Raw genomic sequence first — 26,268 nt, forward strand, 5'->3', positions numbered from 1 at the left:
ATGCAGCCTATTCAAGATGAACAATCCGAAGAATCTGAGAAACGAGCAGTAAGGTGATGGCTTCGTTTTTATTCGTTTTGGAAAAAAATACTACTACCAACACTTACGAACTATTTACCCTCTTTTGGGAAATATATGCGTATAGTAGGGGATTCGATGGAAGTCGTTCTAGTCGTATCTTTCTACGGACGGCTGTTTCAAACATTACGTGGTTGCAAAGAAGTCGCAGTCAGTCCGTTAGTTTGCTTGTAACACATCTACGTATTGTCCTCTTAATTCATCATTTTTTTGAACTTCACCATGTTCATTTTAGTTACGTTTTTTATCACGTACGTCGTGTTGAATTCAACCAGTTTTTCGCTTGTTGCGCGACTTCCTGTGTCAGGCTATGTCCCTTAACCCAAGCTGTTGTAACCTGTGCGCCTCTTTCTTCAAAAATACGAATGACTCGTTTGCTTTCAGATTCTGGTACAACCGGGTCGCCTTCGCCCAGTGAAAGGAATATGTCCACGTCGCTGAAATCGTGTGTTTCCGCTACATCTGCTGGATACAGTGGTGCGAATAAAGCCGCTTTTTTGAAAGTCCCTGGCTGCATAAGCATCATGTGTATGGCAATGTTTGAACCGTTTGAGAATCCTACAAGAACCGTATCCTCTAGTTTAAAATGGAATTCCTTTGATTTTTCCACGATAAACTCATACAGTTCATTGCCGCGAAACTCAAGATCTTCCCAGTCGTACTGACCTTCACCATGACGTTTAAAGAATCTATTCATTCCATTTTCCTGCACATTTCCTCTGATGCCTAAAACGTTGTATTCAGGATGTAGTAGTTCGGCAAGAGATATCAAGTCTGTTTCTGTACCACCTGTGCCGTGGAGTAATACAAATACTGGTGCACCTTTTTTCTTTTCATTGTAAATATATTTCACTGCTTCAACGCCTCCAATTAATTAACAGCAAGTCCGCTCACATTATTTTATTGATATACTATATCTCCAATTTCGGAAGTAGAATATCATATTCCTGCCTTTTATGTTCGTATTGTTCCGGTAACTTCAGCGTGGAGCCAAGTGATAGTATATCTTCGTCTATGTCAAATCCGGGACCGTCTGTTGCGAACTCGAATACGATTTTTCCTTTTTCTTTTGTATAGATTGAGTTGAAGTAATTTCTGTCCTTTACTTCAGTGACCCCGAATTCTTCAACTTGTAGGGCAGACTGCCATTCTTTTAATGCATCTATATGTGGAACAGACCAAGCGATATGGTGAACCGTTCCAATGCCGAATCTACCAGCAGGTTGCGGTGGGATGGATGTTATGATGTGATGCTTTTCCAAGCCCACTGTTTCAAAGTGGTGGTTCTGATCCTCAACATCTAGTTCGTTTAATCCCATAATGCCTGTAAGTAAATCCTTTGTGCCTTGCGGGTTTCCCGACAATAGCACAGCTCCGTGGAAATCAACTATGTCGGAATGATTTGCGGATATTTCGCCTTCGACAATGGCAAGCTCCAGCCCATGCACATCATCGAACTCGAGAGTTTCTTTACCGAAAAGCTGAGTCATTTCTATGTGAATGTTTTGAGCGGTTAAATGTTCTTTCCAATAGTCCATACTTCCTTTAGGTACTCTAAAAGCAATTCTTCCGACTTGACCGCTGCCTTTTCGTCCATGATTCTCGTTTGTCCAAGGGAAGAATGTAATGACCGTACCAGGAGTCATACGTTGATCTCCGAAGTACAAGTGATAGACACTCGGATCGTCAAAGTTTACCGTTTGCTTAATCAAACGGAGCCCTAAAACATCTCTGTAAAATTTCAAGTTTTCATTGGGATCTCCTACAATGGCTGAAATATGATGGATTCTTTTAATTGCTTCCATTTACAAAACTCCTTTTAAAACGGTTATGCACGTGTTGTATCGAACGGGCGAATCTGAGATTCAATATATTTACGTTTTGGTTCCAGGAATGGGGGAAGTGCAAGGTTTTCACCCAATGTTTCGTACGGTTCATCTGTCATGAAACCTGGGCCGTCTGTTGATAGCTCGATGAGAATATGACCGATGCGTGTATAAAGTGCTTCAAAGTAGAAACGGTCTACATGACCGGAATGCTGCATCCCCATTTTATCGTATGTTGCTTCCCAATTTTTGATCGCTTCATGGTCTTTCACTCTGAACGATACATGGTGAACCTGTCCATAGCCTTGACGTCCTGGTGTGGTATCATCATATCGTAAAATGACCTGTCCTCCGTTGCCTCCTTCACCTATATCAAACAGTGTGACGTTATCTTCTTCAAGAATCGGTTTCATACCATACACATCAGTAAGCATTTTTTTAAAGTCTTCGAAATAACTAACTGTGATTTCAATCGGTCCTAAGCCGTAAATTGCGTGTTCTTCAGGTACGGGTCCGTTTTTCCAAGGTGTGCCTGGTGCTACGCCTTCATTATTCTCATCGGAGAACAGTTGATATTTCTGCTCATCCGCTTCTTGGAAAGGTAGCACCTTTTTTCCGAAAAGCTCTTGAATGCCGTCGTTTTCTATGCCGAACTCTTTGAAACGCTCTAGGTAATATTCAAGTGCTGCGTCGCTAGGCACTCGTAGTCCTGTTCTGGAAATCGAGTTTGTCCCGGGTGTCCCTTTCGGATTGTTCGGGAAGTCAAAGAACGTCATGTCTGTCCCGGGTGAACCGATATCATCTGCGAAAAATGTGTGATACGTTTGGATGTCATCTTGGTTTACTGTTTTCTTAACTAATCTCATTCCCAGTACGTTTGTAAAGAACTCGTAGTTTCTCATTGCGTTGTCTGTCATTGCGGTAACGTGGTGAATGCCTAGTAATTCGTTTGTCATATACTAAAACCCCTTTATAATTGTAATTAATTGATATGTTACTAATTCGAGATATTAGATTAAAAAAACTAGATTTACTATTACATATTTTGTGCATGTAAACCTAATTTTTTTAATTGTGTAATGAGTTGTTCTTTTTCTGATATATTTAGCCCACTAAAAATTTCTTTTATTGCTTTCTTGTGTGGGGGGAAGATCTCATTCATCAGTTCCGTGCCTTCAGTTGTTATAGACGCATATGTGACACGTCGATCTTTCGGACACGGTTTTCTTTTTAGTAAGTTTTTCTTTTCTAGTTTATCTACAACGTACGTGATGCTACTACTAGCAATTAATACTTGCTCACCGATTTTCTGTATCGGTTGATCGCCTTTACTATAAATTAACTCTAAAACGCCAAATTCTGTTGGATTTAAATTCGAGCGTTTTATATCTTCTTCCACGCGTACTTTAATGGATTGCAATGCTCGAGTTAAAACTATAAATGCCTTTAGAGACAAATCTTCTTCATAACGTTCTACATTTTGATTGTCCATGACGTTCTCCTTTTATCTCGAATTCAAGGTAATCATATAATAGGGACGTTACGATGTCAATCGATACGTTTGAAGAGAAATCTACACTTGAATACGAGGTGGATGTTTGGAGAATAGGTCGATCATGTCGTGTGGAGAGCAAGAATTTTTTTTAGTCTTTCGTAAATGCTATACTCAGTACTAGTACAACGGATAAAGGAGTAATGTATTTTATGAAAAAATTTATCAATGCGAATATATATGGTGACCCACATTCCCATGAATTTTTAGTGGAAAATGGTCAGTTTAAAACAATAGGGAATGATGTAGGTAACGCAGATGAAGTGATTGATTTAAAAGGTCGTTTAGTGTTGCCTCCTTATGTGGATCCTCATTTACATTTGGATTATATCTTTTCAGGGTTAGGCGAGGGAAATGCGAATGTATCCGGGACATTATTTGAAGGGATTCAGCGTTGGAGTGATAATAAGAAATCATTGACTGAAGAAATGGTGCGTGAACGGGCAATTAAGGGAATTCAAAAAGAATTAAGCAAAGGGGTTCAATTCATTCGTACGCATGTAGACATTACGGATCCCAATTTGACCGGGATGAAAGCGTTAATTACACTACGCGAAGAATTGAAAGATCTCGTTACATTACAACTCGTAGCCTTTCCTCAAGAAGGATTCTTTAGATACGAAGGTGCAGAGCGTTTAATGGAAGAAGCGCTTGAAATGGGTGCGGACGTAGTAGGGGGAATTCCTCACTTTGAAATTTCTTACGAACATGGCGTGGAATCCTTGCGACGTATTGTCGACATGGCCATAAAGCACAATGTGATGATTGATATTCATTGTGATGAAAATGATGATCCAAATAGTCGATTCTTGGAAGTGTTAAATGCGCTGGTTATGGAAAAAGACTATGGTAAGTATACAACGGCCAGTCATACATGTAGCTTCGGTTCAGTAGACAATAGCTATGCCAATAAAATGTTGGGGTTATTTAAAGAATCACAAATCAATTTTATCTCTTGTCCGACTGAAAACGCCCATCTACAAGGACGTGGCGACAGTTACCCTAAACGTCGTGGCCTAACTCGAGTAAAAGAACTATTAAATAATGGAAACAATGTGGCATTTGCTCAAGACTCCATAGCGGATTACTGGTATCCACTAGGCAATGGAAACATGATGAATATCCTAGACAATGGAATTCACTTAGCGCATTACACACATATTGACGAGATCAATAAGGCGCTCGACTTGATCACATACCACGGGGCCAATCTTATGAGAGTGAACGATGAGTATGGTATTGAAGTAGGGAAACCCGCGAACTTTATCGTGTTGGATGCACAAGATCCGTATGAAGCTATTCGTGAGCGTGCAGAAGTGCTGATGTCCGTTAGGAACGGTGAATATCTCTTTAAGCGTGAACCACGAAAGAATGAAGTAGAAGTGGATTTCTTAAAGCTATCGTGAGGTTTCTGGACCATTCTAAAAAATCCTTCTCAACATGTGTTGGGGAGGATTTTTTATAGTGTTATAAGTGATTGGAAATTCTGATACGGAGGATGTATGTGTAAACTGAATCAAACGATAACGGGATAGTGGTTGCAACCCGTTGATCTGCGCTGCAGCCGGACGCGTGTCCTATGGGCGGGCGGTGAACCACGCCGCTTCGCTTGGCTCGCTGGGTGTTTCACCTGTCAAAGCAAAGAAGTGTTCCTTCCCAGTGCCCGTTATATTATCCAACGTATAGAAACGTTTCCAAGAATACTTCTCTTAGTGACTTTAAATCAGTGACAGACTGAATCATAGCATGCAGAAACTTTTCACTCTCCAGCGTTTCATACGACCACTCAATTCCACTACTCATTACGTAAGCATGTAGAAAAATCCGGATAGTTCTACCATTCCCTTCACGAATAGGATGCAACATATTTAATTCTGCTTTAAAGTAAGCTAAACGATCCGCAGCTTCATTTAATGAATTCCAAAGAGGCTCCTCATTTAACTCCATAAACACGTTACTTGCATAGCTATTCAAGAATTGCGAGAGAGATAGAGTGTGGATTTCTACATAGTGTGCTTACCTGATCTTACATACTCTTGATCCACGAGTGGTTTTCCTTCCGCATCAACGAGGACTGTCATGCCTAGGCCGTAGCCTTGTGCTTGTGACATATAAAGTACTCCGGTTTCATTGTCGCGGATCACTTGAAATTGCTGCAGTTTGCCTTGTTTTTCGATGATTTCAAAACGTTTCTTATCCATTCTAGACCCTCCTTTGTATTAGTATTACTATACAACGTGTTATTTGATTATTCAAAAATCCATTGATTTCTATTAAGTAGTGCATTAATCTAAAGAGAAATTAATTCAAAAAACTTTGAAACTATTTCTGTAATTCTACGTCTGTACGGCATACTACTAGATTAGAGAGAGGATGAAGTCGAATGAAGAATAAAATCATAGCGGTATTCGGTGCAATTTTGCTACTATGTGGGTTACCTGTATCAAGCGCAGCGGCAGGCAATTCGGGTTTTCCGGATGTTCCAGATTCGAAGCATTTCGCGGAAGCGGTGAATGAGTTGGCGTCACGTAATATAATTGGAGGCTATCCAGACGGTACATTCCGTCCGAACGACTCTATCACAAGAGGGCAGGCAGCTGCCATTATCGTGAAGATGACGAAGCTTTCTACTACGAATATAAAAGATCCAAAATTCAAAGACGTGTCGACTGCAAATGGCTACTATAAAGCGATTGCGGTACTGGCGGAAAAAGGAGTCATCAACGGTTATGGAGACGGGCGATTCGGACCAAACGATTCGATTACGCGCGCGCAAATGGCTTCGATCATCATCAAAGCGTTTGAATTACCGCTATATCGTGATCCCGATTATGGATTTAAAGACGTTGTGCATAAAAATGGCCACAGAGATGGAATTTATAGTTTGTATCAACTCGGGCTGACAACTGGTACGTCTCCTACGACATTTAGTCCAAACGCTACTATCACAAGAGGGCAAGCAGCGAAATTACTAAAAGCGGCGGAAGATGTGAAGCCTGGAATTCTAACGATGCATGCGAAAGATTTTAAATGGAAGAGATTCAATAATGTCAGCAAAACGAACTCGAATGTATTGGACGTCGTGGCAGACAGTGAAATCCCAAGTCAAGTCAATTTGCAAACGAAGATTCATATTGTTCCAAAGGAAGAAGGAACAGCTACACTGACTTTTTCAGGGGTAGCTTCATCTGATACATCCGATAAAAGTTATAGAAAATACTATGTGCATGTCAAAAAAGTGAATGGTGCATGGGATATTTCATTGGAAGAGACTGAAGATATTTATTCCACACCTGTCGTGCTGTGGAAACATTATGAAAGAAGAGAAAATAACGAACCGTTCATAGATGCTACATCGATTTCCCTTTCGACAGCAGCGGGAAAACTGGTGAATGATCGGGTAGAGTTTAAGCGATGTGAAAATCAGTTGCAACAATATTGTCATGTCATCGAACTGGATCAGCCGGGCGAATTTATTGCGACGGTTACGTATGCGGATGGCAAGATCGTACGTTATTATGTCTCATCAACTGAAATTAAAGAACAATTTTATTATTACATCCATGTCACGCCGATCAAATCGGAAGAGGTGCTGAGCATTTGGGAAGATGCTAAACTGGGCAAGCATGTGCTGCCTAAAGGAAGTGAACAGATTGCGACAGTGACAAGAGATCCGGGGACGAATGTGTTCCGTATCACACCGAAGAAACCAGGAGAATTCTTTGTCGACTTCCCGGAAGCTAAGGGTGTGTCGCAGGGAAATCACAGAGTTTACTACGGCATCACAGTGAAAGTCCGTCAACTGGGCGCTTATCTGCATGTAGACGCAATGGTTAGTGACGAAGACGATATGATTTTTAATTAATTGAATAGGATGGAGCAAAGCAGACATGCATTACGTGTCTGCTTTTTTCAATTTTGCAAAAAATATCTCGAACAGTATTGTCCTATGCTACACTGAAATTATTAACAAACGCTGGCACAAACTAAAGGAGGGCATGTAGATGAATGTGATTGAGATGAACCAAGTGACGAAAGTTTTCGGCAAGCATCAGGCGTTGGATGGACTGGATCTAGCAGTGAAGAGCGGTGAAGTGTTCGGTTTCATCGGACCAAATGGGGCAGGGAAGTCGACAGCCATTCGGGTGCTGCTAGGCATGCTTCGTACGACAAACGGAACCGCGAAGATTTTCGGCAAAGACGTGTGGCGAGATGCAGTGGACATTCATCGACGTGTAGCGTATGTGCCAGGGGACGTACATTTGTGGCCGCAGTTGACGGGCGGTGAAGTCATTGATTTATTCGCGAGCTTACAAGGGAAGATCAATGAACAAAAACGTCAACAATTACTTGAGCGCTTTCAGCTAGATCCGACGAAGAAGTGCCGAACGTATTCGAAAGGAAATCGACAGAAAGTTGCTTTGGTGGCGGCATTTGCCTCCGATGCAGAATTGTTTTTGCTAGATGAACCGACATCTGGACTCGACCCGTTAATGGAAAAAGTGTTTCAGCAATGTGTGGAGGAAGTGAAGGCTGAAGGGAAGACGGTGTTGCTGTCGAGCCATATTTTATCGGAAGTCGAGAAGCTATGTGACCGCGTAGGTATCATCCGACAAGGGCGTCTGATCGAGTGCGGTACGTTGAATGAACTACGGCATTTGACGCGGATGCAGCTGACGGTTGCTACGCGAACTCCGATTGAGTCGCTTGTTTCGTGGCGAGGTGTCTACGATGTCGTGCCAACGGAATCCGGCTGGACATTTCATGCGGATGCAGAGGAGATGGAAGCGATTATGCAAAAACTAAGCGCGCACGGTATACGAAAAATTGAAAGTGCGCCACCCACGCTGGAAGATTTATTCATGCGGCATTATGAAGAAACTACGGAAAGTAGGGAAGTGTGATGAAGGGGGTCCCGTTTTCAGGTGTTCTCCGTCTATCCCGATTCATTATCCGGCAAGATCGCATGCGTTATTTGTGGTGGCTCATTGGTATTATCGGCATGACGCTGATCGTACCGCCCGCTCTCAATGAATTATATCCAACCGAGCAAGATCGCAATATTATGGCAGAAACGATGAAAAATCCCGCGATGGAGGCGATGGTAGGTCCTGGAGATTTGGCGAATTATACACTGGGCGCCATGGTCTCGCATCAGATGCTGTTGATGACCGCCATCGCAGTCGCTATCATGAATGTTTTATTAATGGTACGTCATACGCGGGCAGAGGAAGAAGATGGGCAGGCGGAATTACTACGTTCGTTGCCGATTGCGCGGCATTCGCAACTGTTGGCTTCGATGTTTACGCTGTTCGGCGTCAATTTGCTACTAGCGTCGCTAATTGGTGTAGGCCTGTATAGTCTCTCATTTGATAGTATGGGGTTGTCTGGATCGCTTATTTACGGTGCGTCGCTTGGTGCAATCGGCTTATTTTTTGCAGGTGTTACAGCGGTTTGCGCGCAACTCTCGGAAAGTTCGCGGGGGGCAGTGGGGCTCTCATTTACTATCATGATCGGCTGTTACGTATTGCGGTCGGTTACGGAGTGGATTCCACCGTTTGGCTGGCTTACGCAAGTTCAGCCGTACAGCGATAATAACTGGGTGCCTGTGGCGGGATTCATAGGCACAAGTATTTTATGGTTCGTGCTGGCAGTCGTTCTTCAAGGCAAACGCGATATCGGCTCAGGCTTTCTTCCTTCGAGAAGCGGCCGTGCGCATGCTTCGATTTTATTGCGTCATTCGATTGGGCTCGCTTGGCGACTGCAAAGAACTGCGTTCATTTCCTGGTCAATTGGCATGTTCGTGCTCGGGTTGTCTTATGGTTCGGTCCTTGGAGATTTAGATTCATTTTTTCAAGACAATGACCTGCTCGCTTCGATGATTGTAGCAGATGAAAATAGTTCATTGACTGCGCAATTCCTGCCGACGCTGATGGCGGTACTTGCATTTATTAGCACGATTCCCGCATTGCTTTCTATCCATAAAGTAGTAGGAGAGGAGCGGAAGTCACGCGTAGAACATTTGCTGGGGCGGGCTGTTTCGCGAAAGAAATTACTCGTTTCCTATTTGGTGTTGGCGTTGTTCACTGGATTTCTGATGTTGAGCTTCTCGGCACTCGGTTTATGGTTAGCGGGCACTACGTCAATGGAAGATCCATTCACGTTCCCGATGGTATGGCAAGCTAGCATCGTTCATTTTCCGGCGCTGGTTGTGATGATTGCGATCAGCATATGTTTGATTGGCGTCGCACAAAAAGCGACAGGCTTCGTTTGGCTCTATTTATTTTACGGATTCCTTACGCTATATTTAGGTGGCTTATTTCAGTTTCCAAATTGGATGGAAAAGCTTTCACCGTTCGGCTTTGTTTCCAAGTTGCCGATAGAGGACATGAACTGGCTGTCTGCTGGTGGGTTACTAGCGGTGGCGGTTATTTTGCTTATTTTCGGTATGAATCGGTATAATAATCGAGACATAGAAGGATAGAGGTGGGTCTACTCATCATGAAATGTACGTTCATGTATGCCTGCACCTGTTTCATTTAGCGAGGGCTCTAGTTCTATACTAGAATCATTGCAAACTAGTCCGTTCATAAAACCAATTAAAAAAAGCGTCCCACTTTTATAGTGGAACGCTTTTTCCTATACAATCATTCTTACAAATACATTTGAACTGCATCAACTACACTATACCCACCAAGGAAAATTGCAATCAAGATAACGATCGCTCCAATGATATTGAGTAAAGCGGAGTTGCGCTGATCACCGAGTAATTGTTTATTATTCATGATGATAAACAAGTATACCGCAACAATCGGAAGCAAAATACCATTCAACGCTTGTGCCGCAAGCAATACATCGAGTGGGCTGAAGCCAATTGCGGATGTGATAATACCGATGATGATTACACCGGAGAATACTATTTTGAACTTTTTATTCTTCATTCCGCCTTCCCACTTCAGTACACTGCTGATCGCGACTGCTGCACCAAGTGGACTTGCGATAGCGGATGAGAAACCTGCTGCGAAAATTCCGATCGCGATAAATACTTTCGCCCATGAACCGAATAAAGGCTCTAATTGGACAGAAAGGTCGGCTACACTCGTTACTTCCATGCCCATCATCGTAGAAGCGGCTGTAATTAAAACGGCAGCAGTGATTAACCCACCGACACAAATCGAAATGATCGTATCCCATCTTGCTTCCTTCAAATCACTTACTTGCGTCCAACGTTCTTGCACCATGGAAGAGTGGATGAAGAAGTTGTACGGAACGACTGTGGTTCCGACCAAAGCGATAATCATAATGATCGAACCGGCTGGCATACTTGGGATAAACGCTCCCGCAAATACCGCACCGATATCAGGTTTTACGACAATCATAGTCGTAATGAATGTCACGCTCATGACGATGACTAGGAAAATCATTAATTTTTCGATTAATTTATAACTACCTGACAATCCGAGAAACAGAATCGCTATACCAATGAAAGGGCTTACAATATGTGCTGGAATATTCGTCAATGTAGAGACACCAAGGGACGTTCCCATCAAATCTCCTGAAATATACGCAGCACAGCCAACGCCAATCGATATAATGACGAGCCAGATAGAGGCAAATTTCAGTAAAGGTTGTTTAAATTGGTCGTGTATCGCCTCGCCCAATCCCTTTTTTGACACGACACCAAGTCGTGCAGACATTTCCTGAAGAACGATGGTTGCGATAATAGAGAAGACTACTGCCCATAGAATGGCGTAACCAAATCCAGCACCTGCGCGAGTGGCGGTAGTGACAGTACCTGGACCTATGAATGAAGCAGTAATAATGGCTCCCGGTCCCATCGATTTTATCTTTGAAAATACCCCTTTTTTCTTAGCTTGCTGTGTAGCGGGTACGTTAGCGACCATCTTCTTTTCCTCCCTTACGTGTCCTCACTGAATAGGCGAGGAAAAGAAAAGTCACTTTTCCTCGAGTGAGTTATAAATGGTTTGTTTGGATACACCTAATAATTCCGCAATTCGATCAGCTGATCCTTGAATCAGAAAGATTCCTTTACTTTCCAACTGCCGCACAAAAGTAATTCGGTCTTTACGTTTCAAGTTTTCCACGTCGATTCCAAGCTCCACTATTGTGCTTTTGGTGATGTTGTCGAACACTTCATCGACATGCGTCGCATATGTTTCATCGAAATGCTGCCCGTCGTAGCTCGTATCGGGCCGAATCATTTCTTCTAGCACATGGTGTAAACGATTGATTTCCGTGATATCCAAATTGATACCAAGGAAACCAATCACTTTGCCATCCATATCTCGAATGAACACAATGGAAGTCTTGATCATCTTTCCACGCGTCGTATTCGTGATGATGCCATTCAGATCTTTAATATCCTCGTGCTTCTTCTTCAATTCTCTCAAAATGACTTCCGTAGTAGGGGCACCAACCGATCTGCCCGTGACATCGCCTTTTAAATAGATTAAAGAAGATTCTACTTTCGTCACGTCATGGATGACCACTTCGCAACTCACATTGAACACACTATATATGGCATCAGCCATTCGTATATAGGAATCGAAAATCAATTGGTTTGGATTCATAACTTCTAACACTCCTCAGTTTTAATACTTTTCCTTATTTTCCTATATAAACTTGGAAAAATCGACTATTTTTAATCGAAAGGTTTAGTAGTCTGAGAAGTAGTAGCTCATTTTCCTTCTTTTTGTTGATTATGAAGAATGTTTCCTGCTAGTGCATATAGAATCAAAGTAGAAGCAAAATGAGCAGAAAATTGATTAGGATCTTGCTGCGGATAAATTTCCACGAAATCCATACCGATGACGCCTAGTTTACAAATTTCATGTACCAATGTTAGTAATTCATAAGAAGTTAAGCCATTTCCGTCTACTGGACCGCCTGGATTGAATGCGAAGTCCAACACATCACTACAGATCGTCAAGTACACACAATCTACATCTTTTGAAGCTTGTGCATAGATTTCTTTAGCCATCTCTTTTAAATCTTTATGGCCACGGATTTCATTGACTGTAATAGTCACTGCACCAGCAGCTTTCGCATTGCGTCCGCTTTCGGGTTTATTGCGAGGTCCGTGAATTCCTGTATGGATAATACTTTCATTGCGTACGCCTTCTTGTTCATACAAACGAGCAAATGGGCTACAACGAGCGAACTGGTCACCGTTATGTGATGGAAGGTTGTCATAGTGTGCATCCATATGAATGATTCCAACCTTTTTATCTTGCTCTGCAATCGCTTTCACGATAGGGTACGTAATACCGTGATCGCCGCCAAGACCGATGACGAACTTGCCTGATTTCCATAATTCCGAAGTGAAGTTGGTGATGCGCTTCATTGTTTCATCTACATCAGAAGGCACGACGTCGACATCTCCCATATCACCTAGTGTGACGTTTTCGAAAACATCCATGTCGTTGATTTCAGGAAGGTAACCCGAGTAGCGTGCAGAACATAAGCGCATTACTTTTGGACCGAGTTCGCAACCTGTGTAATCTCCCCATGTAACCGCGCCTTCCCAAGGAACACCGTATACAATCGCGTCTACATCCGAAAAGTCTTTTGTTGCTGATATATTTTTAGCCCCCAACATACATGGAGTATTGCCGTAGATCATCTCTGTCATATGAATAACCACCTTTAATTTTTTTAAAGAACTTGTACTAATAATAAAACCGATTTGACTAATTGTCAAATAGTTTTAAATAAATTAAATTGCGAGGGGGAATAATTGTAGTTTTTTGATGGGGGAGAAGGTGGGTATTGAGCGGATAGCGTTGGGTGATAGAGCGGTAGGCGTGGTGGATAGGGCGTTTAACGTTGGACATAGATCGGATAGCGCTTGGCATAGAGCGTTTAACGCCCGGCATAGAGCAGCTTGCTCGAATTAGTAAGCGACCGCATCATTAAATACATTCCCCACGCAAAAAAAGCGTCCCACTTTAAAAGTGGACCGCTTTTTTCTAGTCTTTACGACGCTTCTGCTTCAGGCACCAGTCGTTTTTCAGTTTTCATGACAATGAAAATACTCGCTTCATACAAAGCGATCATTGGAATGAGAATAATTAACTGACTTAAAAAATCAGGAGGCGTGATCAATGCGGACACTACAGCGAGCGTTACGTACGACCATTTTCTTACTTTTTTCATAGTTTCGGATGTAAGAATACCGATAGCAGACAGGAATAGTGCGACGATTGGGAGCTCAAACAGCAAGCCAATCGGCATGGTAGTCATTAATAGGAAACGTGCGTATTCCTTTGCTGTAATCATGACATCGAAATTTATTTTACCGAGCTTTACTAAAAAGTTATAGCTCAGTGGATTGACTACGTAGTACCCGAATGCCAGACCACCGACGAACAGGATCAGAATTGCAGGGGAGTAGAGGCTCAGGAAACGTCCTTCTTTCTGCGTCAGACCCGGTTTGACGAACTGCCAGAGGAAATGACAGACGAACGGGACGGATAATCCAAACGCCATCGCAGCGGAAATCGTCGTATAGAATGAAATGACTTCAAGCGGACTCAAAACGATCAGCTTATAGCCCCGTGTAACGTATGGGAACCATAGATTGATGGTGCTGAATACGGCAATGAAGAAAACCAGGAATACGACGACACTTTTGATGAGCTGCTTCCGCAGATCCGTGAGATGTTCGATTAGCGCAGGATCTGTCTCCTTCTTTTCATCTTCAGATGGCTCTGGAGGCGGCATTCTTGGTTCTTCCGGTTGTGGTTCTGGTTTTAATTCTTCTGGCACAGCCCGTTCAGTGGAAGAAGTCTCCGCAGAGTGAACGGGTAGCGCGGTTTCTTCATCTTTTGCTTTTTTGTCTGACGGGCTTTGGTTTTTTGAGTTTTGATCACTATACGGATCCATCTTGTCACCTACTTATTTATATCTTTTTTGTCTGTTTCTATTGTCTTTTGTGTAGTACTAGTTGTTTTCTCTTCATCATCGCCCATAATATCTTTTGTAGCTTTTTTGAACTCTGCCAAAGTTTTACCGACTGCTGAGCCGACTTCAGGCAATTTACGAGGTCCGAAAAGAATCAAAATAATTACAAGGATAATAATGAGCCCTGGCACACCGATAGCTGCTAAATTCATAATCCATCCATCCTTCCTACTAAATTTATACGATAGGCAAGTACACCGACTGTTGCAGTATTATTGTATCCACTATTATGAGTGAAATTGCTAACACTCACAACAAATAAGTTTTGTACGTTAATGAAGTCTAGACCGCTATAGTCGAAATTATCCCCATTGACATGATAAATTGTTCTACCAATAGACTTAGAACTATGAACGTATTCATTGTAGTCTTACACATCCTACGACGTTTCATTACACATCATCGAAGTTTGTCGAAAGGATAACAATCTTTTCATGCTAACAGACTTCATATGATAGGTCAAATGTCATTTTCACTATGACAAAAGCTTGAAATAAGGCAGAATTAATGAAGGTGTTAAATTATTCGCAATATTGTGAAATTAAATATATACGAATCATTTGAAACTTGGTAGAATACTAATAACAAGTAACCTACAGCCGACAAAATAATTCACTGAGGAGGAAAGACTATGAACAAGATGAGTCGGATTTTCGTTTGGACGGTATTGCTCGTTATGCTTTCATTTGTATCATTTGGTTCCACGCAAGCAGCAACTAAAGAATTCAAGGATGTGTCGAAAAATCACCCGAACTATGAAGCGATCCACTATTTACAGGATAAAGGCTTCATAGCCGGCTATACAGACGGCACATTCCGACCACAAGAGATGATTTCACGTAAACACGTGGCAAAGTTACTAGATCAAGCGCTGAAGCTACCGCAAGCAAACAGCACCGTCACGTACCATGATGTACCGAAAAGTCACCCGTACTATGGCCCAATCATGAAGTTGACCGCAGCTGGCATTTTCAGTGGCGGAACAGATGGCTACTTCAATCCGGACGCACCGATTACACGGATTCAAATGGCGAAAGTTCTCGATATCGCGTTTGATTTGTATATGACGAAACAAAATTCATTTTATGATGTGTATATTGACCACTGGGGCTACACACATGCCAATGCGCTAAAAGCTAGTGGAGTTGCGAACGGTTATCCTGAAGGTGAATTTAAACCGAATGAACCCGTTACGCGCGCGCACTATGCACAGTTCTTATACGCAGCCATCAAGGTGAAGGAAGCTCGTCCGGCGACAGATAAAGTGACAAAAGGTAAAGCATGGGATCTCGTCAATCGCAGAACATTTGAACTTGAGAAGACTATGCGTGATGCGCGGATGTATCAATGGAGATATTTGGATATAGAGTCTACGCTACGTATGAATGCAACAAAAGCGTTTGTAGACGGGGATCTGAAAGGTTACTACAATCCTAAATGCCTGGACTGCTATACTAACGTCTTGCCATACATTAATAATGAGCCATTGGTACGGTTCGAGTTTACACAGCCCGATTCTCATACACTGAATGTAAACACGGTGGAATTCCAAAATGGCTATTCTGTTGGCGGATTTGTGGCCTATCAATTTAAAAAACAAGATAATAAATGGAAGATGAATTCGTTAAAGTATACGAAGGTTGGTACGAAGAACTTCCAGCTGACAATTAATGAAGCCAAAAAAGTTTTGGAAGCCGAGTTTACATCCTATGGACATAAAAATATGGTGGCTAAATATGTTACAACGACCCAGCAAATTGAATTGGATCCGGTAACAGATGCGAAGTACACATTTGACCAATATACATTCAATCTGGATTCAGATTATGGACGCTTCAAAGTAAAATTCAATTCTTCCGATGGCTTCACATCGTTTGTGAATTGAATAAAGGAACGTGCGATTAAGATTTTGGAGCGGGTATCGTAGAAATACGTACAGACAAAGCAAAAAACAGCATACCCCCTGTCTAGTTTCGACTGGGGATATGCTGTTTTTAATTGGAGACTGATACACAAGAATGTTATAACGTCTTTTCATAATGTTGGATGTATTGTTTGTCTAGCTAAGGCACATTGAATTACTGCAACAATACAAGTGAAGAGGGAACATTCGAAAAATATAGAACATGACTGAAGATGAAGAAATACGGCTTATAAAATCGACTTCCGTTTACTAGACGACGGAATGTGAAGTTCTTCCCGGTACTTGCTGACCGTCCGGCGTGAAATAGTGATCCCTTGTTGTTCCAAGAGCAAATCCACAATCTTTTGATCAGATAACGGCTTCCGTTTATCCTCATGTGTAATCAGTGACTGAATCGATGTTTTGACAGCGGACGGTGACACACTGTCACCATCCTGTGCGGCCAGTTTGGAAGTGAATAATGAACGCATTTCGAACGTGCCGGCAGGTGTTTGGATCACTTTATTGGAAACAGCACGACTAATGGTCGACTCGTGCATCTCGATACTATCCGCTATATCTTTCATCGTCATGGGCTGCAAGGCTTTCCTTCCATGGCGAAAAAACGCGTCCTGTTTTTCGAGAAGATCCGTGACAATGCGAATGATCGTATTGCGTCGCTGTTCGATGCTCGTTAGCAGCCATTGCGCTTGTTTATGATAATCGCGCAAATAGGAAGACAGATCGGATGTACCTTTAAGAGAAGATACATACTCCTTGCGCAGACCAATTTTCGGGAGATCCCGATCGTTCAAATGAAACGACAATTTCCCGTCTTTTTCCTCTATGATCACGTCAGGCATCATAAACTCTGTTTCACTGTGACCAAGCTCTGGACAAGGTCTTGGATGCAGCGTCAGCAGAAATTCATGCAATTCGTTTACCTGAGCCAGCGTAATATTCATACCTTTTGCGATATCTGCCCATTTACGTTCGGCCACATAGGGCAAATACTTCGATATGAACGTTTCCATTAAAGCGGGATACTCATCGCAACTTTTCACTTGTAGCAACAAACATTCCTGCAGTGTCCGAGAACCTATGCCAGGCGGACCGATTTGTTGCAGTAATTCAATACCTGTCTCTACATTTTCTATAGACTGCATCTCTGCACATAGATAGCCATTATCATCCAAGCTATGAATCAACGTCTTAAGTAATTGCTTCGTCTCGACATCTTCGAAATCGATTTCGACTTGGCGAAGCATTTGGTCACGCTTACTGACTTCTTGCTGCTTCACCCATTCTGTTGAATGGGTTTCCTGACTGGAATAATTTGTGGACTGTCGTTCTTCGAATGAATCCGTTCTTTCAGCTTCCTGTATCTCGATCACGGGGTTTTCCAACTCTTTTTCCCGTATATATAGTTCTAGATCATAAGTTGATAACTGCAATAGCTCGATCGCTTGCCGAAGTTCAGTAGTCATGCGCAAGCCGAGTTCTTGTTTTTGCTGGAGAGACATATTCATTGAAATCTCCTCCTCGTATAATGAAAGTGTATGAATACGCTTTCATATCTATGTACTTATCATATCATGCTATTTCGACTTGGACTATTGCTCTAAGGAAATTATTTATCGTGAAGAACTTCCCGCAATCCTCTTAACTCTAGCATGTCCTCGACACCTTCCTGGCAATACCCGTACGAACGCCAAGAACACGTCTCACATACGACGACGATATCATCCGGCACGACATGTAGCCGAATCCTTCTTTCGACCTCACGCCAAGGCAGTACATCGCTGACTTTCAATCCAAGCGTATGTAAAATCGCCGAATCGCGTTCATAAATCCCGTCATCTTCACAATGATACGGTTGCCCTTTGGGAAACTTAGCGCATAAAGAATCGGGTCCTTTTATGATCTGAATCAACGTATCGGGCCGCTCTCGTAACACGTCGTGTATTTTCGTCATATTTGCGGTGTACTCTGCTGAATAGCCCATTCCCCGGTACCCAAGCAAACAAAAGATATGGTGTCCGCGTAATTTAATCATCGAAACCCGCCTTTTCTGAGATGTAAGTTAGTTAACTACTTTTATTATTCAGTATATACATAATCATGTGCGGGAGGGAAGTATAAGTTTGACGGCATTGACATTATGGATGTAGCTTCTATAATTAGCCCAATACGAAAATAATCTGCAGAGAGGGCTAGTGAACTATGAAAGATCTAAAAGTCATTATCACATTGGTACTCGTCATGTTCACATGGGGAATGAACGTTTCCGCTCTCAAGTATCTTGTGACCTATTTCGATCCGATTACTATGACGTCTATGCGTATTATGTCCGCAGCCGTTTTAGTATTTATCATCTTATTTTTTCTTAAGAAAATTCGCTTGCCTAGAAATAGGGAATGGCTATATATCGTTTTGGGTGCCGCTACGAATGTTGTGATGCATCATTATTTTCTAGCGGAAGGGCTCTCTAGAACGAGTGCTGCTAACGGAGGACTGATTTTAGGACTTGGACCACTATTGACCGCGACGTTGGCTGTTTTCATTTTGAAAGAAAAAATTACAGGCGTACGTGCCATGGGCTTTCTGTTCGGAGGAATAGGCGTAAGTATCGTCGTGCTTGGAGGGAGTGGAACAGTAGGCAAAACGTCATTCGGAGATGTAGAAATCTTCTTATCAATTTTGTCTCAAGCCATTAGCTTTATGCTGATTAAAAAAGCTTCTAGAACTATGGATGCAAGACTACTGACAGGATACATGTTGTTGGTCGGCTCCATCCTTTTAGTTATCATCGCCCTTATAAAAGAACCAGGTGGCTTTGCGGAATTGAGTAAAGGAACCTCCACAGTATGGGCCGTATTCATATTCTCAGCCCTCATCGCGACGGCTGTTGGTCACATGGCGTATAATTCAGCCATTCAAACCATCGGTGCAGCACGAGCTTCAATCTTTTTAAATTTCAATACGTTTTTCGCACTAGTAGGCGCAAGTATATTTTTAGGGGAATCCATTTACCTCGCTCACTTTATCGGTTTGGTATTTATTGTGGCAGGGGTTCTCTTGGGTTCAGGAACGTTGGAGATGCTTATACGGAATCGAAATAAATCTATTCCTCCTGTGGGGTAGATAGTAGATGGTGGCGTGATAAATATAATCCGCTAGTTTAACGATGAAACACTATATAAAAAAACTTTTCCTTACCAAACATTTACACAGCCTTCTTCGTATATTAATAATCTTCTAGTAGAGTAAAAGTTGATTACACATACAGGAGGTTGTTAATTGTTGAAGAAGATGAGTAAGACCATCGTGCCCGTCGTCATGCTATCCGCTGCTTTAATAGGTGGGGCCATCTGGACGGGGAATTATTCAGCGAGTTCGGCTGACGAAGTGAAAAAAGACGACGCACCGGAAATTAAGAACATCATATTCTTGATTGGCGATGGCATGGGGAGTTCCTATACATCGGCTTATCGTTACTTCAAAGATGACCCGAAAACCCCTGAGATTGAGTTAACCGAGTTCGATCAACACCTAGTGGGTCAACAAATGACATATCCTGACGATGACGAGGAGTCGATTACAGATTCAGCGTCTGCAGCAACGGCTATGTCGTCAGGTGTCAAAACATACAATAATGCTATTGCGGTGGATAAAGAGAAAGAGCGCGTGCAAACTGTCCTCGAAGCTGCAAAAGAAGCAGGGAAATCGACAGGCCTTGTCGCCACTTCGGAAATTACACATGCCACTCCAGCCGCATACGGTGCCCATAATGAAAGTAGAAAGAATATGGACGAGATCGCCGATGATTATTACAATGAACGCATCAACGGTGAGCATACGATCGATGTTCTTCTAGGTGGCGGAAAAAAACACTTTGTCAGAGAAGATTTGAGCCATGCGCATTCATTCGAATTGGATGGATATGGATATGTCACGACAAGAGAAGAATTATTGAACAATAAGAATGATAAAATACTGGGATTGTTCGCAGATGGCGGCATGCCAAAAATGATTGATCGTTCGGCAGAAACTCCTTCACTGGAAGAAATGACGGTAGCGGCGATTGAGCGATTGAAGAAAAACGAGGATGGATTTTTCCTCATGGTGGAAGGAAGCCAAATCGACTGGGCAGGACATGACAATGATATTGTCGGTGCGATGAGTGAAATGGAAGACTTCGAGAATGCATTTAAGGCAGCTATCGAGTTTGCGGAACAAGATGAGCATACACTGGTTATTGCTACTGCGGATCATTCAACCGGAGGATTTTCCATAGGAGCAGATGGCGTATATGATTGGTCAGTGGATGCGATCAAAGCAGTGAAACGAACACCTGCTTTCATTGCACAAGAAATTGCGAACGGTAACGATGTAGAACAGACAGTGAAACGCTATATCGATCAAGAAAGTTTGCCAATAGAGAAGAATGAAATCGAAGCCATCCAAGCAGCAGGTACAGAGGCAAGTGATATTGAAACAGCTATCAAACAGATCATCGACAAACGCTCTTATACGGGTTGGACAACTGGTGGACATACGGGTGAAGACGTACCGGTTTATGCATATGGTCCATCTAAAGAGCGTTTTGCAGGTTTGTTAGATAATACGGATCATGCGGATAGTATATTTGATATTATTGCGGGTGAGAAGTAAGTCTATATCTTACAAGATGCATGAAAGAAAAACGCCTTCCTATTGTAAAAATAGGAAGGCGTTTACTTGCTTTTAATCGAAATTCCAATACTTTGATTGTTCGTGGATAACAGCTTGAACAGCCTCTTCTTCATGAGGGAACAATGTATCTACCGGCACACCGAAACCTTCCATGAACGGATCTTCTACATCGGTTTTTATTGCGCTTAAAGCTTCTACAATGGCTAATGAACAGAAAGGGACGTAAGCTGCACTATATCCACCTTCATGACATAATACTAAACGACCGTCACAATGCTTTTCGGCTAGGTCTTTCATGAACTGAGCAAATCGTCTGAAACCATCCGATGTCACCATCATGCGTGCCAACGGATCAAAGAAGTTTGGATCTTGTCCGGCAGACACGATAATCAATTCCGGCTTAAATTGATCAACAATTGGTCCTACAATCTTTTCGAACGCGTTCATATAACCAGCATTTCCTGTACCTGCTGGTAACGGGATATTCACGTTATATCCCTCGCCTTTCCCTTCACCGGTATGCTCTACAAAACCGCGTTCAGCGGGGAATAAACGATCTTGATGGAGCGAAATGAACAATGTACTGTCATCTTCATAGAATGCTTGCTCAGTACCATTACCATGGTGCACATCCCAATCGAGGACGAGTATACGTTCTAAATTATACTTTCGTTTAGCATGTTTTGCAGCGATTGCCACGTTATTAAATAAGCAGAATCCCATACCTTCTTGTGCTTCCGCATGGTGGCCAGGTGGTCTAGTCAATGCATAAATGTTTCGAACGTCGCCATCCATAACAGAATCTACAGCTGTCATTGCTCCACCAGCAGATAAGAGAGCAATTTCATAAGAGCCTCTACCTACAATAGCGATCTGGCCAGCATCGCCACCATTTGCATCGCTTAGTGCTTTAACTTTATCAATATAACTTGGTAAGTGGAATAACTCGATATCTTCCCTAGATGCACGTTTTGGAGCAATTGCTTCCAGTTGGGGAGTTAAACCGCAAATGTCCATCAGATTTTTGAAGCGTCTCTTTGTTTCTGGATCTTCACCGTACGTGTGGCTTTGTACATATCCACCAGATGCTAAATGTAACGCACCCGATCCATTATCATGCCAGAAATAGCTTTCATCGTAAATAAATCCTGTTTTCTTCATTTGACTTCCTCCTCGTAACCTCTGTAATATTGGTGTTGTACTTATTATGCTGAATTATTAGATAAGTGTAAATTACACAAAAGGATAACTTTTCTACTCATTTTCAAAAAACTTCGTAATGTAGTGGATGTTCGATTTATACTAGTACTGGAGGAAACTAGATGAATTTAACGAAGAAAGATTATCAAAATATTATTAATTTCATTAATCAAACTCACTGTGATTCCAATGTAATACAATCATTACTTTCCAAGTCGTTTGCGTTACATCACTCATTATTGTGGCATGCGGATACACAAGGGAATATGCATAATCTAAAGTTCTATAACTTTGACGAACAAATGATGTTTGACTATACAGAAATCCACTACACGAATGATATAATGCATCCCCAAAAGCACCTATCTAAACTAGCGGATACGCAAGAAACAGTGTATAGAATAAAAGAAGTAACTACTCCTGGGGAACTGAACAAGTCATTGTACAATCAGTTTTTCGAACGTCATCAAATCATCGATCAAATGGTCATGTACTTTGCGACATCCACTAGCATATATGGTGGTATTGGCTTTTTGAGATTTAAAGGGGATGAGCCTTTCACAAGGAAGGATAAAGCCATACTACAAACACTTTCCGTACACCTGCAGCACGTAGTAATGAATACGTTGACACAGAAAGCTGAAACGAAGAGTATTTTGATCGATACAGTCGCTCCACATAAAGCGAATCTCTCTAAAAGAGAGTTAGAAATCTTCGAGTTAGTCACCAAAGGGTATAGTAACCAAGAGATTGCGGATCAATTATGGATTACGATCAACACTGTAAAGAAACATCTACGGAATATGTATGAGAAGTACGAAGTCACCAGCCGAACAAGTTTGATTTATAAGTTGGAAGGATTGGCAAGTATATGATGGTGTAAATGAAAGCGCTGTCTTCAATCTACTGGAATGAATCATCATTACAAAAAAGAAGTTGAAGCTCAAAACACGAGCTGCAACTTCTTTTTTGTGTGCATATTTTTAACAAAATAAAAAATAAATTAAAAACCAGTATCCTTTTTGAATAATTCGTCTATATGACGTATGAAAGAACAAATAATCAAACGACTGAACAGGAGGCGCAGAGAAATGAAACAAAAAAATCAAGACGTACGAATCCCGTTTTCACCGGAGTTTGCGGCAATGGTTGGCGTAAATGAAGCGTTGTTTCTACAGCAATTGCATTATCGGTTACAAATATCTAAAAACTACAACGAAGGCCATAGATGGGTGTATAACACGTATGAAGAGTGGACGCATGAATTCCCGTGTTGGAAGATGCATGTGGTCAAGAGGCTAGTGAAAAAATTGGAAACTGAACAACTGATCATTACTTCTGCGTACAATAAAATGCCCATGGATCGAACAAAATGGTATCGGATTGATTACGAAAAGCTGTCACAGACGTGCGGTGAATTTGTACCCTTTGAGCAGACAGAAACGGTCGATAGAGTCGAACGAAAAAGTCTGTCTGAGGAGAACGTTTTGCACCCAGCAATAACCAAAGAACTTAAACAGACTACAAAGAAAAAAAGATATAGCGAGAAAGATCTCGCCACTATTTCTTCTGTCATTGATTATTTAAACGAAAAAGCTTTCAAGCGATTTAAGCATAATACGAAGACGACAATGGACCTTCTCCATGAGCGCATCGAAGAAGGCTACACAGTGGACGATTTCAAACTAGTGATCGATACCAAGGCGGCGCAATGGCTACATCATCCGCAATTTCGCAATTACTTGCAACCGTCCACATTATTCAAAGCAGAGAAATTCGAAAATTATTTAAATGAAGCGCCAGCCGAAATGGCTCGATCGATCGTATTGGAAGCCTATACATCACCAACATTAGATTTTGAAAAGGGAGAGAATGCATATGAGTTACGAATTTGCTGAAAAAAGCATACTAGGTGCGATGTTTGAAGAAAATTACTTAATTCTCGATAGTCACATGCAAGCGAGATTTTTCCAGGGGCATGTCCATCAAACTATTTATACTGTTATGCGGGAATTGGCGCAGGAAGGGAAACCGGTAGACTATATCACGGTTCTGACAAGGAGAGAGCCAAGCGAACTTGGAGGAGTCAATTACGTATATGGACTCAAACGATTTGCGAATGTCATACGTTTTGATGAATACGAAGAGATGATCATCGACCAATGGAAAAAGCAAGAAACGGCACGGATATTACATCAAGCGATTGAGCAGGATTGGAGCGGGGATGACGTAGTGCATGTCCTAGAAGAACTGGATGAACTGAATAACGGTAGAGAGGTGACGATATTATCGGAATATCTAGTCACTCAATTTGAAAGACCGTTCTTGCCGGATCAAACAAAGCCTGGCATATCGACAGGACTAGTCGATTTGGATAAAATCCTGAACGGCTTCCAAGACTGTGAGTACATCGTCGTCGCGGGTCGACCATCTATGGGAAAAACGGACGTGCTCAATCACTTGGCACTGCAAGCCAGCAAAGATGGACATATGCCAATCGTCTTCTCGCTTGAAATGAATCGTAAAACCATGATTGACCGAATGATCGCTTCGACAGGTGAATACAATCGTTTACGAATGCGCGACCCGTATAAATATTTCACCGAACCACAAAAAGATCGATGGACACCCACGCTGAATCACTTGAACGGTGGGGGGATTCACATCAACGACAAAAGCGGTATGACCGTCAGAGAAATCAAAGCAAAAGCTCGGTATATCATCAAAACCAATCCGACAAAACGATCGATTATATTCATCGATTACTTACAAATCATTCGTCCTGAAGGCAATGTACACAATCAAACGGTAGCAATCGGACAGATCAGCAATGAATTAAAAGCGATGGCGAAAGAGTTCGACTGTCCCGTCGTCGTCTTATCGCAGCTATCAAGAGCGTCTGAAATGCGGCATGACAAACATCCCGTCATGAGTGACTTGCGTGACTCAGGAAATATTGAACAAGACGCCGACGTGATCGCGCTTCTCCACCGTGAGGACTATTACGAAAGAGGCAAAGCGCCAACGAATCTACTAGAAATCGATATTGCCAAACACCGTAATGGACCAACCGGCACGATCAAGACCATTTACAGCAAAGAAACCGGCAAGCTATATAACTTTGATGAAAACTACTATAAAAGGGGAGAAAACAAATGATCACCGTTCAAGACATGTTCGACTACGCACTAGAAATGGACTTATCACACTTAGCCAACAGCATCTACTGGGCCTTACAGAAAGATAAAGTCACATTCCAAGATGACAGTAAAAAACTACAAGCAATCGAATTCGACGAAGTGGAAATTAAGCGATTGATGGAGAAAAACGACTTGAATATCGGCAAAGTGAAACTATTTGTCATGGACGGCCCCGATGAGTGGTACGCTTTTTATCTGGCAGAGCATTCACTAGACGCATACCGACTACATGAAGAATTATTTCGCGAACAACAATCAAAAATCACACGTGCTGATCGACTGATGATCAACCGCATGACCTTTATGGAAACGGGCGCCGAACAATGCCTGTATGAGCATAAGAAAGAGATCATTACGTACCCAGCATATGTAGGTCACGCGAAAGCGGGAGAGCGTGTGCTGTATCGGGTGGAGGTGGGTGCATGACAGTGGAAGAACGCGGAGTGCTAGTTTTGATAATTTGCTTGCGCTCGAATTATTCGATGAGTTATGTAGAAAGGATGGGGAACGACGAGTTGGAGGCGTTATATGAAAGATGTATAGCTGGTGGTGAATGAAATCTACTACATCATAGGAAATACAGAAACCTTCGAAACATAGCTTTACTATCAGAAAACGTCACAAAACTCTTCTGTTGAAAAGTTATATGAATATAACTGAATCAAATAGACTATATATTTAGATAATGGAAGATGGTACCGTATACAGTAGAGTATTCCATGACCTTGCTAGGCCTCTCGCCATAGAAGGAGACAATTTACAAGATGACTAGTAGTATGGAATCAGTAAGGTGTCTTTGAAGTTTATCAAAGGCACCTACGTCCAATCAAG

Annotated in this window: 26 protein-coding genes; 12 read left to right on the top strand and 14 right to left on the bottom strand. The window is 42.1% G+C overall.

Going from position 1 to position 26,268, the window contains the following annotated elements:
- Positions 1 to 325: 325 nt before the first annotated feature.
- From CSV75_RS12295 to CSV75_RS12310, 4 genes are all read right to left on the bottom strand, one after another.
- Entirely contained in the window at positions 326 to 931 is a 606-nt protein-coding gene (locus CSV75_RS12295; RefSeq protein WP_099676061.1) for an alpha/beta hydrolase, read from the bottom strand.
- A gap of 58 nt (positions 932 to 989) precedes the next feature.
- A complete protein-coding gene (locus CSV75_RS12300; RefSeq protein WP_099676062.1) occupies positions 990 to 1,883 on the bottom strand; it encodes a VOC family protein in 894 nt (297 codons plus the stop codon).
- Between the two features lie 23 nt (positions 1,884 to 1,906).
- Positions 1,907 to 2,860 (bottom strand): ring-cleaving dioxygenase, encoded by a 954-nt coding sequence (locus tag CSV75_RS12305; protein WP_099676063.1) that lies wholly within the window; start codon positions 2,858 to 2,860, stop codon positions 1,907 to 1,909.
- Positions 2,861 to 2,940: 80 nt separating this feature from the next.
- Positions 2,941 to 3,396 carry a MarR family winged helix-turn-helix transcriptional regulator gene (locus CSV75_RS12310; protein ID WP_099632180.1) on the bottom strand — a complete coding sequence of 152 codons (456 nt, stop codon included), beginning with the start codon at positions 3,394 to 3,396 and terminating at the stop codon, positions 2,941 to 2,943.
- 212 nt (positions 3,397 to 3,608) lie between these two features.
- Between CSV75_RS12310 and CSV75_RS12315 the strand changes: the two genes are divergently transcribed.
- Positions 3,609 to 4,862, top strand: coding sequence for an amidohydrolase family protein (locus CSV75_RS12315; RefSeq protein WP_099676064.1), 1,254 nt, complete (start codon positions 3,609 to 3,611; stop codon positions 4,860 to 4,862).
- A 265-nt stretch (positions 4,863 to 5,127) separates the two neighbouring features.
- Here the strand turns inward: CSV75_RS12315 and CSV75_RS12320 are convergent, their stop codons facing one another.
- Together CSV75_RS12320 and CSV75_RS12325 are read right to left on the bottom strand one after the other, a co-directional pair.
- Positions 5,128 to 5,403 (bottom strand): Fic family protein, encoded by a 276-nt coding sequence (locus CSV75_RS12320; RefSeq protein ID WP_099676065.1) that lies wholly within the window; start codon positions 5,401 to 5,403, stop codon positions 5,128 to 5,130.
- Positions 5,404 to 5,459: 56 nt separating this feature from the next.
- Entirely contained in the window at positions 5,460 to 5,657 is a 198-nt protein-coding gene (locus CSV75_RS12325; RefSeq protein WP_099676066.1) for a DUF6440 family protein, read from the bottom strand.
- Between the two features lie 182 nt (positions 5,658 to 5,839).
- Between CSV75_RS12325 and CSV75_RS12330 the strand changes: the two genes are divergently transcribed.
- The 3 genes from CSV75_RS12330 (at position 5,840) to CSV75_RS12340 (ending at position 9,940) form a co-directional block, all read left to right on the top strand.
- Entirely contained in the window at positions 5,840 to 7,321 is a 1,482-nt protein-coding gene (locus CSV75_RS12330) for an S-layer homology domain-containing protein (RefSeq protein ID WP_099676067.1), read from the top strand.
- 139 nt (positions 7,322 to 7,460) lie between these two features.
- The gene (locus CSV75_RS12335; RefSeq protein ID WP_099676068.1) at positions 7,461 to 8,360 is read left to right on the top strand and encodes an ABC transporter ATP-binding protein; all 900 of its coding nucleotides are present in this window, start codon (positions 7,461 to 7,463) and stop codon (positions 8,358 to 8,360) included.
- Positions 8,360 to 9,940 carry an ABC transporter permease gene (locus CSV75_RS12340; RefSeq protein ID WP_099676069.1) on the top strand — a complete coding sequence of 527 codons (1,581 nt, stop codon included), beginning with the start codon at positions 8,360 to 8,362 and terminating at the stop codon, positions 9,938 to 9,940. Before CSV75_RS12335 ends, CSV75_RS12340 begins: the two co-directional genes overlap by 1 nt.
- A gap of 169 nt (positions 9,941 to 10,109) precedes the next feature.
- Here CSV75_RS12340 and CSV75_RS12345 read toward each other — a convergent pair whose 3' ends face one another.
- The 5 genes from CSV75_RS12345 to tatA form a co-directional block, all read right to left on the bottom strand.
- On the bottom strand, positions 10,110 to 11,360 hold the full coding sequence (locus CSV75_RS12345; protein ID WP_099676070.1) for an Nramp family divalent metal transporter: 1,251 nt from the start codon (positions 11,358 to 11,360) through the stop codon (positions 10,110 to 10,112).
- A 51-nt stretch (positions 11,361 to 11,411) separates the two neighbouring features.
- On the bottom strand, positions 11,412 to 12,047 hold the full coding sequence (locus tag CSV75_RS12350) for a helix-turn-helix transcriptional regulator (protein ID WP_099676071.1): 636 nt from the start codon (positions 12,045 to 12,047) through the stop codon (positions 11,412 to 11,414).
- A 107-nt stretch (positions 12,048 to 12,154) separates the two neighbouring features.
- Positions 12,155 to 13,108 (bottom strand): agmatinase family protein, encoded by a 954-nt coding sequence (locus CSV75_RS12355; protein ID WP_099672443.1) that lies wholly within the window; start codon positions 13,106 to 13,108, stop codon positions 12,155 to 12,157.
- A 344-nt stretch (positions 13,109 to 13,452) separates the two neighbouring features.
- Complete coding sequence (gene tatC / locus CSV75_RS12360; RefSeq protein ID WP_099676072.1) at positions 13,453 to 14,361, bottom strand: twin-arginine translocase subunit TatC; 909 nt, start codon at positions 14,359 to 14,361, stop codon at positions 13,453 to 13,455.
- 8 nt (positions 14,362 to 14,369) lie between these two features.
- Entirely contained in the window at positions 14,370 to 14,591 is a 222-nt protein-coding gene (gene tatA / locus CSV75_RS12365; protein ID WP_199171356.1) for a twin-arginine translocase TatA/TatE family subunit, read from the bottom strand.
- A 479-nt stretch (positions 14,592 to 15,070) separates the two neighbouring features.
- Here tatA and CSV75_RS12370 point away from each other — a divergent pair, with 479 nt between their 5' ends.
- On the top strand, positions 15,071 to 16,324 hold the full coding sequence (locus CSV75_RS12370) for an S-layer homology domain-containing protein (RefSeq protein ID WP_099676073.1): 1,254 nt from the start codon (positions 15,071 to 15,073) through the stop codon (positions 16,322 to 16,324).
- Between the two features lie 266 nt (positions 16,325 to 16,590).
- On the opposite strand, the gene rpoN is transcribed toward CSV75_RS12370, so the two are convergent.
- Both rpoN and CSV75_RS12380 read right to left on the bottom strand, forming a co-directional pair.
- The gene (rpoN, locus tag CSV75_RS12375) at positions 16,591 to 17,871 is read right to left on the bottom strand and encodes an RNA polymerase factor sigma-54 (protein WP_099676074.1); all 1,281 of its coding nucleotides are present in this window, start codon (positions 17,869 to 17,871) and stop codon (positions 16,591 to 16,593) included.
- Positions 17,872 to 17,972: 101 nt separating this feature from the next.
- A complete protein-coding gene (locus CSV75_RS12380) occupies positions 17,973 to 18,398 on the bottom strand; it encodes a DUF1284 domain-containing protein (RefSeq protein ID WP_099676075.1) in 426 nt (141 codons plus the stop codon).
- Positions 18,399 to 18,565: 167 nt separating this feature from the next.
- Between CSV75_RS12380 and CSV75_RS12385 the strand changes: the two genes are divergently transcribed.
- Entirely contained in the window at positions 18,566 to 19,486 is a 921-nt protein-coding gene (locus CSV75_RS12385) for a DMT family transporter (RefSeq protein WP_099676076.1), read from the top strand.
- Positions 19,487 to 19,642: 156 nt separating this feature from the next.
- On the top strand, positions 19,643 to 21,016 hold the full coding sequence (locus CSV75_RS12390; RefSeq protein WP_369825383.1) for an alkaline phosphatase: 1,374 nt from the start codon (positions 19,643 to 19,645) through the stop codon (positions 21,014 to 21,016).
- 72 nt (positions 21,017 to 21,088) lie between these two features.
- Here CSV75_RS12390 and CSV75_RS12395 read toward each other — a convergent pair whose 3' ends face one another.
- Positions 21,089 to 22,198 carry a class II histone deacetylase gene (locus CSV75_RS12395; RefSeq protein WP_099676077.1) on the bottom strand — a complete coding sequence of 370 codons (1,110 nt, stop codon included), beginning with the start codon at positions 22,196 to 22,198 and terminating at the stop codon, positions 21,089 to 21,091.
- 161 nt (positions 22,199 to 22,359) lie between these two features.
- Here CSV75_RS12395 and CSV75_RS12400 point away from each other — a divergent pair, with 161 nt between their 5' ends.
- The 5 genes from CSV75_RS12400 to CSV75_RS16660 all read left to right on the top strand — a co-directional run bounded on the left by CSV75_RS12400 (position 22,360) and on the right by CSV75_RS16660 (position 25,994).
- Positions 22,360 to 23,112, top strand: coding sequence for a helix-turn-helix transcriptional regulator (locus CSV75_RS12400; protein WP_099676078.1), 753 nt, complete (start codon positions 22,360 to 22,362; stop codon positions 23,110 to 23,112).
- Positions 23,113 to 23,328: 216 nt separating this feature from the next.
- On the top strand, positions 23,329 to 24,135 hold the full coding sequence (locus tag CSV75_RS12405; protein WP_158231658.1) for a conserved phage C-terminal domain-containing protein: 807 nt from the start codon (positions 23,329 to 23,331) through the stop codon (positions 24,133 to 24,135).
- Positions 24,116 to 25,396 carry a replicative DNA helicase gene (locus tag CSV75_RS12410; protein WP_158231659.1) on the top strand — a complete coding sequence of 427 codons (1,281 nt, stop codon included), beginning with the start codon at positions 24,116 to 24,118 and terminating at the stop codon, positions 25,394 to 25,396. Before CSV75_RS12405 ends, CSV75_RS12410 begins: the two co-directional genes overlap by 20 nt.
- Positions 25,393 to 25,863 carry a hypothetical protein gene (locus tag CSV75_RS12415; RefSeq protein WP_099676081.1) on the top strand — a complete coding sequence of 157 codons (471 nt, stop codon included), beginning with the start codon at positions 25,393 to 25,395 and terminating at the stop codon, positions 25,861 to 25,863. The genes CSV75_RS12410 and CSV75_RS12415 overlap by 4 nt, the downstream gene beginning before the upstream one ends.
- Positions 25,860 to 25,994 (top strand): hypothetical protein, encoded by a 135-nt coding sequence (locus CSV75_RS16660; RefSeq protein ID WP_255406647.1) that lies wholly within the window; start codon positions 25,860 to 25,862, stop codon positions 25,992 to 25,994. Before CSV75_RS12415 ends, CSV75_RS16660 begins: the two co-directional genes overlap by 4 nt.
- The last annotated feature ends 274 nt before the right edge of the window (positions 25,995 to 26,268 follow it).

Source organism: Sporosarcina sp. P18a (assembly GCF_002743135.1).
Lineage (GTDB): Bacteria > Bacillota > Bacilli > Bacillales_A > Planococcaceae > Sporosarcina.